Genomic DNA, 15,234 nt, shown 5'->3' with positions numbered 1-15,234 from the left:
ATAGCACCGGTTCAGGCCTTTTCGTGGCTCGCCAGCAACTGGGCCAGTTTGTCACTGCCGCTGACCTGGCCACCGGGTTTGATACCCGCTGCCTTCAGCTTGGCATCAAGGCTGGAGCCACTCTCTTCAGAGGCCAGCTCTTCCGCCGCTTCCAATTCGGCTGCACGTTCCTGCTGCTTGCTCTTGATTCGGTCAAGACTGTCCAGAGCGGTCTTGATCCTGCTGTTGGCCCCCAAGTGGCGGGAAGAGACAGCGACCTGGGCTTTCTGCACAGATTCAGTGGCCTTGATCTGGTCGATCTGCTGTTCCATGCGGCGCACATTGGTCTTGGCCTTGGCAATATTGCCCTTCAGGGAACGCTCTGAGTTCAGGAACCCATCCAGCAGGCTGCGCTCGGTCTGGAGCTGCATCTCCAGCTCAGAAACCCGCTCGGCACACTCCAGAGCCAGGTTATTATCACCCTTCTCGCTGGCACTGACAGCATGGGCGCTATAGGTTTCAATATCCGCACGCAGGGATTCCACTTTGCCCTCCGCCAGCTTGCGCTTGGCCATGATCTTGGTCAGGTTCTCGTCACAGGCTTTCAGTTCGGCCTTCGCCTCGCGCAACTCCTGATCGAGAATACGGATTGACTGGCTGTCCGCTACCGCTTCAGTGCCTTCATTGACCGCCCCTTTCAAGGCAGTCCAGATTTTTCTCAGGCTCATGCTACGCCCTCCATTTCAAAATGCTCCGCGTACAAATCCAAGAAGTCACTCACATTGGAAAACAGAGTCTCCACCTCCTCGATAACAACTTCATCTTTACTGGAAACAGAGAGCGCTCCAAAGGCAACGTAATAGTGCTCACCGCCAATATTCTTAACCGCGATAGCAGTCAGGGGAACCAGCTGATGGGTTTGTAGCACCATCTCATTGAGCGCAGCCACATCGCCAACCTGGCTCACCGGAAACAGAATACTCTCGACAACGATCTGCTTTTCACCCACATAGACAAAGGCATCAACACCCTCATCGTTGGAAATACTGAGGCAGTCCCCCTCAGGCTCCACTACCCAGCCGGTATGGCTTTCTGCCAGCTGGCGCAGGCTCTCATTGTTCCAGGTCATTTCAACCCCCTTACTGTGGAATATTGGTCACGAATATAGCATCAAAAAGACAACAGTCAATAGATTACTTCAAACTTATATTGCAAATAATACACAAAAAGCTACTATTTGCCACTTATCTGATTTCAACCAGAATGGAGTAAAGCTCATGGACCACAAGCAAAGCCTTGGCAATCAGCAGGCACTGGCTCCCTACAAGCAGGCCATTGCCCGCTATGTGCGCGCCTCCATGGCTTTGAAGGGCATGCGCTATGGTGATCTGGCCCAAGCCCTGGCCGAAAGGGGTATTTCAATGACCACGGAAAACCTGCGCAGCAAAGTGAGCAAATGCATGTTTTCAGCGGATCTGCTCGCGGCCATCATTGACGCCTTATCCCTAGAGGACAGCGCCATACCTGAAATCCTCAAACAGGCCCGGGAATTGCGGGATCAGGGACTCAACACCGGTCAGAAGGAAAGCTAACATCTTCTACTCTCCCGGGCCAGTACACGGAATCACACACGATGCAGCCGCCGGAAAACCCATACCCAGCCGGGATTTCAGAGCTGTTTCAGCCTTGAAAGCTATTGATTCCATTGCGGGGAGACACCCGGGGGCTCCGAAATCCCCACTAGTAGTGGTGGAGTTTGTACACGGGCTCCCCGTTGCCGCACTTGCCCACAATTTTCGGCTCTGACAGTTTTGCCCCGGCCGGAATTATCTTGTCAGTGGGCCACCAGGCAAAGCAGGCATAGCGAAAGTTGACCGCCCAGTTGCAATACAGGCGACCATCATCTTCCTCGTAAAAGCGCGCCTGGCAAAAGCTCAAAGTCGGACTTCGTTGGCCCTGTTCCTGCTGGGCATCCGCAACCATGAGATCCATAGCCACTACAGCAGATACCCAACAACAGGGAATCAACAACCACAGTTTCATAGATGCACTCGGTGAAAGTCACAATTGGACTCCCTTAAAGCCTAGCAGTCCCGGCGTATCTTTTAGGTCAAGGAGCCGCATCAATCACTCTGTGATGGCCTCCGTCTCCACTTTCCCGCACTGCTCCCCCCCGCAAAACCCCGATAATTCGCGCGATGCACTCCCGCTTATCCCTGGACCATTGCAGATAGGGCAGCGGCAGAACCCGGATGCCAGCCCGGTGTAGAATCTTGTAGTTTCGGATCGTAAGGTGCTGTTGATATTCTCCAGGGTAGCCAATCAAGTCCACCCCCAGAACGCAACCCCGATGCTCACACACGATATCGATACGCCGGCCTGCGATGGGGAAGTCGACCCAGTGCCGGATACCCGCCGCCTCAAGGCCTGCACTGACCGCCCTGGCAAATTTACAGGAATAATCTCCCTCTTGGTAACTACAGACTGCACCATGACTGTAGGATACATAACGGCGCAGCAAGTGATCTGATGACAGCAGCTCGGGACTGATAGAATAAGCCACCCGTTGCTGTTCCTTGGCCCGAGTAATCGCCACATTAAACATATCGGCACGATTGAGATAGGTTGCCGCCCGCAGGGATTGGTTATCAATGGTCATTGAGAGCAACATCACATCCCGCTCCTCTCCCTGAAAACCATAGGGTGTGGCGACCCGTACCAAAAAGCTGCGCCGCTTCTCAGGGGAAAATACCCTGGACACCTCATCGGCCAGATAGTTGGCCTGTTCCCGAAAGGGAGACAACACCCCCACAGACGGCTTTAGCGGCGCATTTTCGTAGCGGTTAAAATGCTCGCGCAACTGGGATATGACCCAGTCTTTCTCAACCCTGTTTCTGCCGTTTCTGGCCCTTCGCCCCTCCAGCCGGTGAAAAGTCAGCGCCGGCGCACGGGAGTTCCCTGGCCGCGCCTGCATAACCTTGAGACGATCGGCATAAAACGCATGGTTACTGAAGGCGATCAGCTCGGGTTGGCTTCGATAGTGCTCATCGAGCAGGGTCACCGCATCCTGACTGTCAAGGGCATCACATACCAAATCCAGCAGGGATTGGTCCCGGTAACTAAATACCTCCGGTAACTCGCCGCACTGCACCACTGCCTTCCACAGGCGCTGCTGCTGGTTTGCCGGAAGAAAGGAGACATGTCGCAGCTGCTTGCCGTCCCCCACCACAACCGCGCGTTTTGCCCGGTAGAGTGCTGGAAGCGCATTTGCAATATCGCACTGGGTGGATTCGTCAAAGATCACCAGGTCAAACATGCCACCTGAAAGCGGCAATATTTCATTGAGTTCGTCCAGACTTGCAAGCCAGACAGGGTAGGCTTGTAGGACAAGTTGCATATTCGTCTGCGCAAATCGTTCCGCCTGGGTTTTTGAATTCCTCGCCCGCAGTGCTTGATGAAAGCTGGCCAGGCTGCGCCGCTCATTACTTAATAACCGGGCAAGCTTTTCCTGGCGATAGGCATTGATGTAACGGGCAGCCTGGCGTTCAAAACAGTGACGCAGCTGGCTGATAACATCCTGGAAGTCCCACAAGTCTTCTGTCCGCAGGTCCCGGCCAAACAGTGGTGCCCCTATACGCAATACCCAGGCTACCCAGCGTCCGGGGCCGAGAACCTTGGCCAGCCACAGCGCCCGCGCAAAGCGACGCTCGGCCTTGCGCAATAATTGATTCGTAGCTCTCAGGTTGCGTTTTAACTTGGCGGCGCTCACCTCCGACAAATCAACCCCCTCCTTGAGCAGGGTATCGAGGCGGGCCCTTAAACTGCGAACAAAACTTTGTTCGCCCGCATGTACATAGCCCTCAGTCAGCCCATAGGGCTCCTGTAACTTGTTTCTGACAACATCAATGGCTTCGGAGGTTTTTGAGACAACCAGCACTGAGTTGCCATGCAGCATTTGGTCGATCGCCATAGCGGCAATGGTAAAACTCTTGCCCGTACCCGGAGGGCCTGACACAAGGCTGAGCGGTAAACGTGCCGCATTGCGCAATGCCCCCTTCTGGGCATCACTGAAGAGCCCCGGCTACATTTCAGGCTCGCTGTTGCTTTCAATAACCTGAGCAGGCTCTCCTCCCAAGGCAATCTGTAAAGGAGCCGGGAGATTGCGTGCCTGGGCCAATTGACCAAGTTCGTGCAGAACTCCGCGAGAGCCCCTGGACCTGTCCGCCAGAATCAACGCACCGGCACTGACTGGCCCCAGTTGTGATGTCTTCATCCGTTCCTGCACCAGTGTCCCAGGCTGAAAGTTTGGCCAGCGGACCAGTTCCTCAACCTCTGCCAACAGACTGTATTTCTGCAGCCAACGCCCCATATCCGCTACCTGGGAGGCATCCATGGGAAGCCGGGGCAATGGAAAAGTATTCATCACCACCGGGTCGATATCCGGCTTCAGAATCAATCGCAGCAGGGGCAGATTAATGCGGATATCGGTGGTATTTATCTCGGCAAAATAGTCATCTTCGCGGTAAATTCGAGCGGGAAAATACAGAAGTGGTGAACACAGTGTGCGCCTGCTGATAAAGCCTCCTTGAGTGGTAAGCGTGCCGCAGACAAAAAAACAGGCATAAACCAGACGGCGCTCTTTTCGATAAGTATCGGCCAACTGCGCCAACTTTGCCGCAACAGGGCTGATCAATGGTATTCGAGGCAGTTCGCCGCTGCTGAGGTAATCTTGCTCTTCCAAAAACAAACGGCGGTTAGTGGGCAATCGGATAATATTGGATAGTGACAGGTCGTGGCTGTCCGCCAGATAGCAGCGCCGAAAATATTCAATAAAGACTGATAAACGTGCCCGCATAATCGCCCGTTGATTCCAATTTACAACAAAATACCATCTAAAATCACAAGACTGGGACAGATAGCCACTCTCCGCACCTCAGGGTTCACCCGCCAGTGCCGAGAAATGCTCGTACTCCACTACACTCAGGTGCAAGTCATACTTTTTCACAATAGCCATAAAACGTCGAACATAAACTTTTCCCACCGGTGCGTAAGGCGGCATCCATTGATCGGGGCCTTTGTGCCCCTTGCTCTGGTTGTGTCCATCATCCACCAGCCACAGGTTTTCCATATCCTCCGCAAATTGCCGTTTGCGCTCACGGCTCCATTCTGCCCCACCGTGATCATGGGCCCATTTCAAAGGTACTATATGCTCCACATCCAGATCTGATGCCTTATTGTAAAAATTGCCGGTATAAGGGTCCAACCACAATCCAGCATCCACCTTACAGCCATTGTTGTGGGTAAAACGCACCGGGGAGAGGGAGAAACGAATTAACAGTTCGTGGCGGGTATCCTGGCAGTCGTTGTCGAAATCAGACCAGCGGGGCAGCCACTCTGTGCATTTATAGGGTATCGCTGCCGTAGAAAAACCAAATAAAAAGAAAGACAGAGCCACCAGTGGCTTCGAAATTGACCGAACACTCATACAACGACTACCAATCAAATCCAAATGAGCAGCTTAGAGGAAATATCTCCTTAAGGCTATCGCTTATACTTCAAATTTCAACCGGTAAGTATAGGCTTAAAGCAGGAATCGTTTATGCGGAAATTTCAAAAAGAATAAATTCAGCTCTGGGAATATGCCTAGTAATTAAACGGGAGCAAAAGTCAGCCTTTCCCCCCCGATTTACCCCGTATGCCGGTTTTTCCCCGGGCCCTCCCCTAGTCTAGGCAGACACAGGTTCTGTGCAGGGTTGCCGCTGCAGATCTCGCCTGGAATACTCTTCATCAGCGGTTACCTCAGTGGGTTTTACCCTGTGGAAAACTGCGTAGAAAACCGGCACCGCGATCAGAGTCAGCACCGTTGCAAAACCCAGTCCACCCATGATCGTTACTGCCATATCGGCAAAGAATGCATCAAACAGTAGCGGCGACATACCCAGTATGGTCGTAACCGCAGCGAGAAATACCGGGCGCAAACGACTGACACTGGCGCTCTGGATTGCCGTCAGGCGCGGAAGGCCCATTTCGGTCTGCACCTCAATTTCATCCACCAGTACCACGGCATTTTTGATCAACATGCCGGACAGGCTCAGTACGCCGAGCAGCGACATAAAACCAAAAGGCAGCCCTGTCAGTAACAGACCAACCACCACGCCCACCAGAGACATAGGCACAACCAGCCAGATGATCAGCGGTTCACGCACGGTGCCAAATAGCAAAACAGAGACCAGCACCATGACCAGAAAGCCAAGTGGCAGCTTCTTGCCGAGGGATTCCTGTGCATCAGAGGAACTTTCATATTCACCACCAAACGCCACTGCATAACCCGCGGGCAATGACAGGCTCTCCACACCCTTCTGGATTCTACTGAATGCGGCCATGGCAGTTACGCCCTCGGGCGCTTCCGCACTGATTGTAATAGTGGGTACCCGGTTGCGACGCTGTATCAGGCTCTCTTCCGCCGTGGTCTCAAATTCCTTAACCAATTGACCGGCGGGGATATACCCCTGCTCATTGGGACTCCATACAAGCCGGTCGGGCAGGGAGCCAACCCGGTTGCGATCCTCCTCAGGCATACGCGCAACAATCGGGATAATCCGGTCTCCACTTTCGAACTCCCCCACACGGTAGCCAGATGTGGCAAACTGGATAGTGCGGCTGATATCCGTATTGGTCACCCCTGCTACACGCGCCCGCTCAGGGTCGAGATGCACACGTACAGTGGGTGCTCTGCTGCGCCAGTTATGTCGGATATCTTCCAAATCGTTTTCCCGGAAAAGCTGCTCCACCTCCTCAGCCAGAGCACGCAGGGTATTGAAATCCTGACCCGAGATACGCACTTCCACATCCGCACCCCCGCCGGGGCCAAACACCAGGCGTTTGAAAGTGATCAAGGCCTCCGGTTGTGTGTCGCGCAGTGCGGTTCTGGCACGCTGAATCAACCCCGCAATCTGCTCACGATTCTCCGTACGCACGATTAACTGCCCATAAGCTGAGTTGGGTGGCTCAGAAGCGTAAGTCAACATAAAACGGTCCGCCCCCCTGCCGGCAACGGCTGTTACGGAAATTACTTCATCCTGCGCCAACATAAACTCGGTGGCCTTCTGCAGCGCGCTTTCAGTGCGCTTGATATCGCTGCCCTGGGGCAGGAAGTAGTTCACATAAAACAGGGGGGCGTTGGAGTTAGGGAAAAAGCCCTGTTTGACAAAACCAAAACCGATATAACTGAGCAATGTCACCACAACCAGCACGGAAATAGTGCGGCCGCGTCGATTCAAGGCACCGGTCAGTGCCCGGGCATACATGCGATAAAAGCGTCCACTGTAAAGATCCTCATCACTTTTGGCAGTTTTTACCGGCCTGAACAGGTGATATCCCAGATAAGGCGTAATCGTGATTGCCAGCACCCAGCTGAGCACCAGGGAAATACCAATCACTGCAAACAGAGAGAAGAGAAATTCACCAGTGGCATCATCGGATAAACCGATTCCGGAAAAGGCCATAATACCGATGATGGTCGCCCCCAGTAGCGGCCAGAATGTCTGACGTACCACACGCTGGGCAGCACTTTGGGGGGCCTCTTTCCGCTGCACTCCCATCAGCATCCCTTCAGCCACCACAATGGCATTATCCACGAGCATCCCCATGGCGATGATCAGGGCACCGAGAGAAATGCGCTGCAGATTCAAGCCAAACAGATTCATAATCAGTACGGTACCGAGCACAGTAAGGCCGAGCACAACACCGACAACCACACCAGAGCGCCAGCCCATAAACATACAGAGTACGAGGGTAACAATCACTATGGAAGAAACCAGATTGAACAGGAACCCCTTGACACTTTCCTCCACCACTATGTGCTGTTCGTAAACCGGGTGAATTTCCACACCCAGGGGCAAGCTCTGCTTGAGTTCAGCCAGTTTCGCTCCAACAGCCATCCCTACATCGACGATATTGGTGTCCACAGCACCTGCCACACCAATCAAAATGGCCGGTTTACCATTAAAACGCGCGATAAAATCCGGATTTCCATTGTAACCCAGAGAAACATCGGCAATATCCCGCACTGCCAGCATAGCGGTGGAACCGGGAACACCCACCAGAATATTGCGAACTGCTCCCAAATCACTGGCCGGATTGTCCACCACAATACGGGTGCGCAGGTCCTGTTCCCCAATTTCCCCCTCTTGTTGCGTGGCGCTTTCCCCCTGAAGCACCTGGGCCAGATCGTCCAGGGAGAAACCAAACTGCGCGAGGCGGGATTCATCAATATCCAGGTAGGCCACATCATCAATAATGCCAGAGCGAGATACCTTGGCCACCCCTTCAACACCCAGTAGCTCGCGGTGGATGGCTTTGGTGATTTCGCGCATCTCCGCCTGCGAAAAGCCGTCACCGGTCACAGCATAGTAAATGCCGTACACTTCACCGAAATCGTCGTTGACCACAGATCGCATGGCACCATTGGGCAGCTCACTCTGCGCATCGTTGACCTTGCGGCGCAATTCATCCCAAACCTGTGCCAACTCCTCCGAATTATACTGATCCTTGATCCGCACCCGAATTTCCGACATGCCGGGACTGGAAGTGGACGTCACCTTATCCAGCTGTCCCATCTGCTGGATCGCAACCTCAAGCTTTTCGGTCACCTCCTCTTCGACACGCTGAGCACTGGCACCGGGATACAGGGTAAAAACACGGGCCTCTTTAATGGTAAAGGCAGGATCTTCAAGACGGCCAATATCTGTCAATGCCCAGAGACCACCGATTAGGCAAATCAGTATCAACAGCCAGCTGTATACAGGCCGCTGGATAAATACGTCAGAAATTTTCAAGATACCTCCCCATCCGTACCAGGCCCACAGATCAAACGAATTTTAATCCTGCGCATAATTGCGTACTTTTGCACCTTCGTAGAGATGTTGACCGCCAGCGGCCACTAGTTTCATCGCAAGTGACAAGCCTTCAACGACTTGTACCGATTCCCCATCTGTGCGTCCGAGGGCGACAGGAGCCCTGGATACAGACTGGTCTGCATTGATCTGCCAGACATAAGGATTGCCATCGGCACCAGTCTGGACCGCTGCCAGCGGAACCCACAAACCGCCCTTCTCCTCTTTCAGCTTCACCTTCACCCGTGCCGTCATACCGGGGAGAATTTGCACATTCTCTGGACGCGGCATGCCCAGTTCAACGATATAGGTCTGGGTCACGCTGTCCGCCTCTGTCTGGTGCTCCCGGTATTCAAGGGCAAACGCCCGTTCCGGCAGGAATTCAAATTCTGCATTCACCGAACTGATCCGGTCTTTGCTGACAGTTGCCAGCATTTTTTCCGGCACTGAAATCTGTATGCGCACTTCAGAAATATTTTGCAGCCGAACAATGGCCTGACCGGGCTGTACATTGGTATAATTTTCCACAAGCTGACGGGTAGCAAGCGCATCAAAGGGCACGCGCAATTTGGTATAGGCCAAGTCCTGTTCAGCCTTTTCCAAGGCCACTTTTGCCAGATTGAAATTACTCTCGACTTCGTCGAGCTGTTGCTGGGATACCACTTTTGATCCCGCCAGAGAACGCTGCCGTTTCAGGGTCTTCTCCAGTAGCTCTACATTGACACGGGCCTCTTTGACCCTGCGGCGGTAATCCCGATCGTCCAACTCCGCAATCAGAGTACCCTTGGGAAGAATTTCTCCCTCGAGAAAATTTAGCAGGTCCAGCTTGCCGCCCACCTGGAATGAGAGATCCACACTCTGTACCGCTTTTACCCGCCCGGCAAACTGACGACCGGTAGATTCTGCACCACTGGTGACAGTGGCCACCTTGACCGGCAACAGGTACTTCATCTGTTGTTCATCTGCTTCCGAGCCGGAACATCCTGCAAAAAGAACAACAGCTGCCATCAGTAAGAACAGAGAGCAACGACAATGTATCGACAAATTCATAGTCCTTATCCACAAACTTGGTTGACTGGAAATCAAAGCTCTAGGCGAGATCGGAGGAAAGCATCAGCAGGCGTTTGTGCAAGCGCTCGAATACTGGGTCCTCAATCTCCAAAATCCCCAGTACACGTCCGAGAAACATCCCCTGGGCCGCCAGGATCAAAAGCTGGGCCAACTCAGGATCACGATAGGTTTCAGTCAGTTCACTGCGCAGCGCCGCCTGCTTGGCCTTGAGGGGGTCGAGCAGTGCCGGATTCTCTGCCACAGCCGCTATCAGAGATCGCGGCAGGGACTCATCATCCTCCATCAGTTCAAAAATGGCATTGAGCCGGGCGATCAGCAAATCGGCCCCCGACGCGACGAAGGCCTCGGTACTGGCATACTCCCTGTCAACGGCTGCCTGCAGCATGGCCTTGATGAGCGACTGCTTGGTAGGAAAGTGATGGATGAGGCCCCCCTTGCTGAGGCCGCAGTGATCGGCCACTGCATCCAGGGTAAGCTTGCGCGCGCCCCGCTCCCGCACCACCGCTTCTGCCGCACGCACTATCGTAGTCTTATCGACTTTCGGCACATGGCCTCCTGGGGATCCTCAGATAAAAACCGACTGGTCGGTATATTATCTCAAGCCAGGACAATGTCAAGCCATGGTACTCTATGACCCAATCATCCAGGGTTAAGTAGTGTTTAGGGCACTCTGTGACCAAATGGACACTGCCCTGCAACTGCCTATCTGGAGTATTTGATGACGGTGCTACCCTGCCCCTGCGACTCAGGCAAAAATCTGAGAGCCTGCTGCGGCCTCTACCTGTCCGGCAAAGCCTACCCAAATACAGCCGTATCTCTGTTGCGCAGCCGCTACACCGCCTATGCCACAGGCAATCTGACCTATTTACACAAGACCTGGCACCCCGATAGCCGCCCAAATCTCCACCTGGAAGACCTGACAACCCAATGGACACATCTGCGGATCATCCGGGTTAAGCCAGGGCTGAAGCGCTCTGCCGCGGAGTTTAAAGCACTGTACCTGGATGGTAACCAAGTGTGTGAGGTTCATGAGATTTCCCTGTTCAAACTGTACAGGAAGCGCTGGGTCTATTTGCAAGCCTGTGCGGATTGGCCATAAACGTTCAGCAGTACTACAGTAATGGATCGGCAAGAATACATAAGCCGAGCTGGCTCCCTGGGGCTGCGCCACCACAGCATTTTTTGATACCCAGGCTTTACTCACAATTTTTTGCGCTGGCAGGGCAAACGGCGGTCCGGTCCTATGGTTCACCGGCTTTTCAAAGTGCCTTTCAAGCAGGCTGTGAGTAGCTCGATTTTAAAAAAATTTTTTAAAAATGACAGACATCACAAAGTTTCCCGAGGGTGTGCCGCCAATTAAAAAGCTGCTATTTATATGGCCTTGTGATGCATAGGCTTTGGAATTATACTGTATATCCACACCCGCCTCATAAGAATCAAAACCCCAAAATACTCCCAAATTAGCCACTGCAAGCGCTTTCTCTGGAATTACGCCATAACTGTATTGCTTTACCCCGTTCCTTACTTTTGAATTTCCCTCCAGAAGAATATTTCTCGCTACTGCCGTATATTCAAGACCGACCCGAAAAAACCAATAAAAGTCACCATCGGGTTGGGTTGCGACGTTGCTGAAAACCGGCAGTTGACTGCCCAACATCAAGCGAACTCCAACCCCGTGGTCTCTGATAATATTACCGCTTCTCCAGCGAAGATAAGGTACTACACGGTATACCAGTCCCCCTTTTTGAAATGCGGACAGAGGGAGCTTGTAGTCCAGCTTTAACTCAGGCATGAATCCCCATTCGTTATGCATTTGGGACTGCCAACCTTTGGGGACCGTGGACCCGGTAGCCCTGTGTATCCACTCTTGCATCACCCGCGCGCCGGATCTCGGGCCTGTGCTGCCAATATCCAGCGTTACATCAGCGCGCCAGTTCGCAGAAATCTGGTAGAGGTAGTTGACACCCAAATAGGTCCAACCGCCATAGGGGTGCTCACCATCGACTGGTGTGGTCGTTGTAAGATCTTCTGGAGTATAGATGTCCTGACCCAAATGCAGCGTAAACGGGCTATTTGCGGGCCTCCAGGCTAAATGAAGCCCGCCGGTATAATCTCTATCCGTCTGGAAAGGCGCGTCGTTCGCCACTTCGATCTGAAGCTGACCTTTTGCCGTGCCGGCCGCTCCAACGGGTAGCGAACCCAGGGCAGAGAGCAAAACAACAACTAACGACAGGAAACTCTTGGCACTGTACTCCATATGCCACTCTTACTTCACCTGCTCCCTCAGAAGCCAAACCCGGTTTCGCTCTGTTGTGCTTCCGGGTTACCGGTTGCAACAACGATATCCCGATCACCTCTCCAGCCCTGCCGCTTACTCGGTGGCAATGCCAGTACATGACTAGCGCTTTTTCCTCAAAGCCCCGACTGGGAGAAGCCCTAACTATCTGCCATCTCTCGCCTTTTCGGTGTCAACAGCTCAATTGGGCCCCTTACAGTCCGCCTGTTTGCCCAAAGCCCGGGGGAAACAGTGTCCAGCCCCAATGAGTCTGCCCTTCACTGGCACAGTTCGGGTTCCATGGCGGGCGCAACAGCGATTAACTGGCTCCTGAATCAACATCACGACACAAATACTCGTGGCTCAATGTGAACTCTAGAAGATTGACAACAAAAGGATGAGGTGAGAAACGCCCGTTCAATCATCACAATGGGCGGCGACGGGCATATTGCGGCTGCAGTAACGCCTTCGCCACAGGCGCCAATGGGTAACGACCGTGACTTGATCAGACAGTGGACTAGGAGGGGTTGTGATGATTTGCCATCAGTGCCGGCCAGGCTGCGCGCAGGTACATAACCATGGTCCACAAGGTCAGGGCAGCGGCAATATACAGTAGTAGATACCCGAGCGTTTCCATCAGCGGATACTCCCGCACATCGAAGGCAAGCAGCACAATAATTGCCGCCATCTGTGCCGTAGTCTTGACCTTGCCCACATAGGATACGGCAACACTGCTGCGTTGGCCGAATTCCGCCATCCATTCCCGCAGTCCAGACACCGCAATCTCCCGGCAGATAATCACTGCCGCTGCAATAGTGAACCAGGCATTCTTATGCAGGCCCACAAGTAGCACCAGGGCGGTAGCCACCATCAGTTTGTCTGCGACGGGATCCAGGAAGGCGCCAAATGCCGTACTCTGATTCAGTTTTCTTGCCAGGTAACCGTCGAGCCAGTCGGTTGCGGCGGCAGCGGCAAAAATCACTGCCGATGCCACATAGCTCCACTGATACGGCAGGTAGAAAACCACCACCAAGACAGGTATCAAACCGACACGAAGCAATGTCAGCTGGTTGGCAAGTGTCATATTTTTCTCTGTTCTTGTGAGGGGACATACGTTAACAAGTCGTTGCACAAAATGAAACACCCGATGAAATAGCCGGGCAATAGTTCTTCAGTTCTATCGCACGACTATTCCTGATGCAGTACCGAGTATATAGTTTGTGCGAGTTTGCGGCTGATTCCCTCCACACTGGCAATTTCTGCCGCTGTGGCCCGTTTGACTTCCTGCAGGCCACCAAAATGGCGCAGCAACGCCCGCCGGCGGGCGGGCCCCACCCCGGCAATGCCCTCCAGGGGTGACTCCCGCCGCTTTTTGTCCCGGCGCGCCCGGTGACCCACAATGGCAAATCGATGTGCCTCGTCGCGAACCCGTTGAATCAAATGCAAAGCGGGCGAGTCGGCAGACAGTACAAGCTCTTTGTTACTGGAAACCACATACAGGGTCTCAAAGCCCGCTTTGCGCGTGGCGCCCTTAGCAATGCCAATAATCTGTACGCCAACCACACCCAGCGCATTGAGCGCGTCTAACGCTTGGTTAACCTGGCCCTTTCCGCCATCAATCAACAGAATATTGGGGAACTTGCCCTCGCCTCCCGACAAGCGGGTATAGCGTCGCTTGAGCGCCTGACCCATGGCCGCATAATCATCTCCAGCCTGGATGCCCTTAATATTGAACCGGCGGTAGTCCGATTTGACCGGGCCAGCGGTATCAAATACAACACATGATGCCACCGTCGCTTCACCTGATGAATGGCTGATATCGAAGCACTCCAGCCTCTCCGGAAGCTGCTCCAGATCCAACACGTCCTGCAGTGCCTCAAAACGGTCAAACAGTCTCCGCTGTGCGGCGGTGCGGCTGCTCAAATTCTGTCGGGCCGCCTGTTCGGCCATCTCCACCCAGGTGGCGCGTTTACCGCGCAATTTGTGTGCTATAGCAACCTCGTGCCCTCCCTGTGCGCCCAGGGCCTGCTGCAGCGGCACCACATCCTCCAGGGCTTCGGATACGAGAATTTCGCGGGGGATTTCCCGTGGACTGCCGATATAGAACTGCGGCACAAAGGCGGATAACAGCGCTGCATGACTCAACCCGAGACGCTCGCTGGGAAAAAAACTGCGACTGCCCAATATTCTCCCCAAGCGAATAAACAGCACGTGTACACAACAGCTGCCAGCCTCACTGGCAACCCCAAGCACGTCCACATCACCGCTGTCGCCCTCAGCCACCTGATCAGCCTGGAGGCGTCGCAGTGTGGAGATCTGGTCGCGCAAGCGCGCGGCTTTCTCGAAGGCCAAGGCTCTGGAGGCATCGTCCATTTCATCAGCCAATTCTCGAATAATACTGTCGTTCTTACCAGTGAGGAACATCTCGGCATGACGCACATCCTGACGGTACTCCTTCTCCCCGATAAAATGCACACAGGGCGCCGTGCAACGCTGAATTTGATATTGCAGACAAGGTCGTGAGCGGTTGCGAAAGACGCTGTCTTCACAGGAGCGGATACGAAAGGTCTTTTGCAGGAAATTCAGACTCTCACGCACTGAGGACGCATTGGGAAAAGGGCCAAAATAACGCCCCTTCCGGCATTTGGCACCGCGATGCAAGCCAATGCGAGGGAAAGTATCGCTACTTGAAAGAAAGATATAAGGATAACCTTTGTCATCTTTCAGCATGACATTGTATGGTGGGCACTGCGACTTGATCAGGCTTTGCTCTAGTACCAGCGCTTCCGTCTCGCTGCGCGTAACCGTAACCTCTATGGTGTTGATGCGCTGCACCAGTGCCATGGTCTTGGTAGTGAGACCGGAACTGCGAAAATAACTGGAAAGGCGATTGCGCAGGTTTTTCGCCTTGCCCACATAGAGAATATGGTTGTCGGCGTCAAACATCTGGTAGACACCCGGCTTTCGGGTAACGGAGGAAAGAAAACGCTTGCTGTCAAACATCTGGCAGTCAAT

14 protein-coding genes and 1 pseudogene are annotated in these 15,234 nt (G+C 53.6%); 2 read left to right on the top strand and 13 right to left on the bottom strand.

Translation table 11 applies throughout. The features are described 5' to 3' along the window. Positions 1-11 precede the first annotated feature (11 nt). Together Q5Y71_RS02955 and Q5Y71_RS02950 are read right to left on the bottom strand one after the other, a co-directional pair. Entirely contained in the window at positions 12-707 is a 696-nt protein-coding gene (locus Q5Y71_RS02955) for a PspA/IM30 family protein (RefSeq protein ID WP_306039945.1), read from the bottom strand. After that, positions 704-1,108, bottom strand: coding sequence for a DUF2170 family protein (locus Q5Y71_RS02950; protein WP_301418560.1), 405 nt, complete (start codon positions 1,106-1,108; stop codon positions 704-706). The genes Q5Y71_RS02955 and Q5Y71_RS02950 overlap by 4 nt, the downstream gene beginning before the upstream one ends. A 148-nt stretch (positions 1,109-1,256) precedes the next feature. Here Q5Y71_RS02950 and Q5Y71_RS02945 point away from each other — a divergent pair, with 148 nt between their 5' ends. Continuing rightward, on the top strand, positions 1,257-1,571 hold the full coding sequence (locus Q5Y71_RS02945; RefSeq protein WP_306039942.1) for a DUF6471 domain-containing protein: 315 nt from the start codon (positions 1,257-1,259) through the stop codon (positions 1,569-1,571). Positions 1,572-1,719: 148 nt separating this feature from the next. On the opposite strand, the gene Q5Y71_RS02940 is transcribed toward Q5Y71_RS02945, so the two are convergent. The 8 genes and pseudogenes from Q5Y71_RS02940 to Q5Y71_RS02905 all read right to left on the bottom strand — a co-directional run bounded on the left by Q5Y71_RS02940 (position 1,720) and on the right by Q5Y71_RS02905 (position 10,491). Then, complete coding sequence (locus tag Q5Y71_RS02940) at positions 1,720-2,022, bottom strand: hypothetical protein (RefSeq protein ID WP_306039940.1); 303 nt, start codon at positions 2,020-2,022, stop codon at positions 1,720-1,722. 67 nt (positions 2,023-2,089) lie between these two features. Continuing rightward, positions 2,090-3,130 (bottom strand): C-terminal helicase domain-containing protein, encoded by a 1,041-nt coding sequence (locus Q5Y71_RS02935; protein WP_306040043.1) that lies wholly within the window; start codon positions 3,128-3,130, stop codon positions 2,090-2,092. A gap of 63 nt (positions 3,131-3,193) precedes the next feature. Further along, positions 3,194-4,033: pseudogene (locus tag Q5Y71_RS02930) on the bottom strand (AAA domain-containing protein); the annotation flags it as partial. Between the two features lie 27 nt (positions 4,034-4,060). Then, positions 4,061-4,834 (bottom strand): hypothetical protein, encoded by a 774-nt coding sequence (locus Q5Y71_RS02925; RefSeq protein ID WP_306039938.1) that lies wholly within the window; start codon positions 4,832-4,834, stop codon positions 4,061-4,063. Between the two features lie 78 nt (positions 4,835-4,912). Next, positions 4,913-5,464 carry a DUF1524 domain-containing protein gene (locus Q5Y71_RS02920; RefSeq protein WP_306039936.1) on the bottom strand — a complete coding sequence of 184 codons (552 nt, stop codon included), beginning with the start codon at positions 5,462-5,464 and terminating at the stop codon, positions 4,913-4,915. Positions 5,465-5,705: 241 nt separating this feature from the next. Beyond that, positions 5,706-8,816, bottom strand: a complete 3,111-nt coding sequence (locus tag Q5Y71_RS02915) for an efflux RND transporter permease subunit (protein WP_306039934.1) — start codon at positions 8,814-8,816, stop codon at positions 5,706-5,708. 42 nt (positions 8,817-8,858) lie between these two features. Continuing rightward, positions 8,859-9,824, bottom strand: a complete 966-nt coding sequence (locus Q5Y71_RS02910; protein WP_306039932.1) for an efflux RND transporter periplasmic adaptor subunit — start codon at positions 9,822-9,824, stop codon at positions 8,859-8,861. Positions 9,825-9,963: 139 nt separating this feature from the next. Further along, entirely contained in the window at positions 9,964-10,491 is a 528-nt protein-coding gene (locus Q5Y71_RS02905) for a TetR/AcrR family transcriptional regulator (protein ID WP_306039930.1), read from the bottom strand. 171 nt (positions 10,492-10,662) lie between these two features. Here Q5Y71_RS02905 and Q5Y71_RS02900 point away from each other — a divergent pair, with 171 nt between their 5' ends. Further along, the gene (locus Q5Y71_RS02900; RefSeq protein WP_306039928.1) at positions 10,663-11,043 is read left to right on the top strand and encodes a YchJ family protein; all 381 of its coding nucleotides are present in this window, start codon (positions 10,663-10,665) and stop codon (positions 11,041-11,043) included. A 198-nt stretch (positions 11,044-11,241) separates the two neighbouring features. Here Q5Y71_RS02900 and Q5Y71_RS02895 read toward each other — a convergent pair whose 3' ends face one another. The 3 genes from Q5Y71_RS02895 to uvrC all read right to left on the bottom strand — a co-directional run bounded on the left by Q5Y71_RS02895 (position 11,242) and on the right by uvrC (position 15,222). Beyond that, positions 11,242-12,201 (bottom strand): lipid A deacylase LpxR family protein, encoded by a 960-nt coding sequence (locus Q5Y71_RS02895; protein WP_306039926.1) that lies wholly within the window; start codon positions 12,199-12,201, stop codon positions 11,242-11,244. A 535-nt stretch (positions 12,202-12,736) separates the two neighbouring features. Next, the gene (pgsA, locus tag Q5Y71_RS02890) at positions 12,737-13,303 is read right to left on the bottom strand and encodes a CDP-diacylglycerol--glycerol-3-phosphate 3-phosphatidyltransferase (RefSeq protein WP_301418540.1); all 567 of its coding nucleotides are present in this window, start codon (positions 13,301-13,303) and stop codon (positions 12,737-12,739) included. 104 nt (positions 13,304-13,407) lie between these two features. Further along, on the bottom strand, positions 13,408-15,222 hold the full coding sequence (gene uvrC, locus Q5Y71_RS02885; protein WP_306039923.1) for an excinuclease ABC subunit UvrC: 1,815 nt from the start codon (positions 15,220-15,222) through the stop codon (positions 13,408-13,410). Positions 15,223-15,234 lie beyond the last annotated feature (12 nt).

Source organism: Microbulbifer sp. 2205BS26-8 (assembly GCF_030731025.1).
Taxonomy (GTDB): Bacteria; Pseudomonadota; Gammaproteobacteria; order Pseudomonadales; family Cellvibrionaceae; genus Microbulbifer; species Microbulbifer spongiae.
This window is presented reverse-complemented; position numbering and strand designations above follow the sequence as displayed.

Bases quoted from the DNA above. Each gene is read 5' to 3' on its own strand.
- Q5Y71_RS02945 (WP_306039942.1), top strand. From the start codon at position 1,257: ATGGACCACAAGCAAAGCCTTGGCAATCAGCAGGCACTGGCTCCCTAC.
- Q5Y71_RS02955 (WP_306039945.1), bottom strand. From the start codon at position 707: ATGAGCCTGAGAAAAATCTGGACTGCCTTGAAAGGGGCGGTCAATGAA.
- Q5Y71_RS02940 (WP_306039940.1), bottom strand. From the start codon at position 2,022: ATGAAACTGTGGTTGTTGATTCCCTGTTGTTGGGTATCTGCTGTAGTG.
- pgsA (WP_301418540.1), bottom strand. From the start codon at position 13,303: ATGACACTTGCCAACCAGCTGACATTGCTTCGTGTCGGTTTGATACCT.
- Q5Y71_RS02910 (WP_306039932.1), bottom strand. From the start codon at position 9,824: ATGAAGTACCTGTTGCCGGTCAAGGTGGCCACTGTCACCAGTGGTGCA.
- Q5Y71_RS02895 (WP_306039926.1), bottom strand. From the start codon at position 12,201: ATGGAGTACAGTGCCAAGAGTTTCCTGTCGTTAGTTGTTGTTTTGCTC.
- Q5Y71_RS02925 (WP_306039938.1), bottom strand. From the start codon at position 4,834: ATGCGGGCACGTTTATCAGTCTTTATTGAATATTTTCGGCGCTGCTAT.
- Q5Y71_RS02900 (WP_306039928.1), top strand. From the start codon at position 10,663: ATGACGGTGCTACCCTGCCCCTGCGACTCAGGCAAAAATCTGAGAGCC.
- uvrC (WP_306039923.1), bottom strand. From the start codon at position 15,222: ATGTTTGACAGCAAGCGTTTTCTTTCCTCCGTTACCCGAAAGCCGGGT.
- Q5Y71_RS02950 (WP_301418560.1), bottom strand. From the start codon at position 1,108: ATGACCTGGAACAATGAGAGCCTGCGCCAGCTGGCAGAAAGCCATACC.
- Q5Y71_RS02920 (WP_306039936.1), bottom strand. From the start codon at position 5,464: ATGAGTGTTCGGTCAATTTCGAAGCCACTGGTGGCTCTGTCTTTCTTT.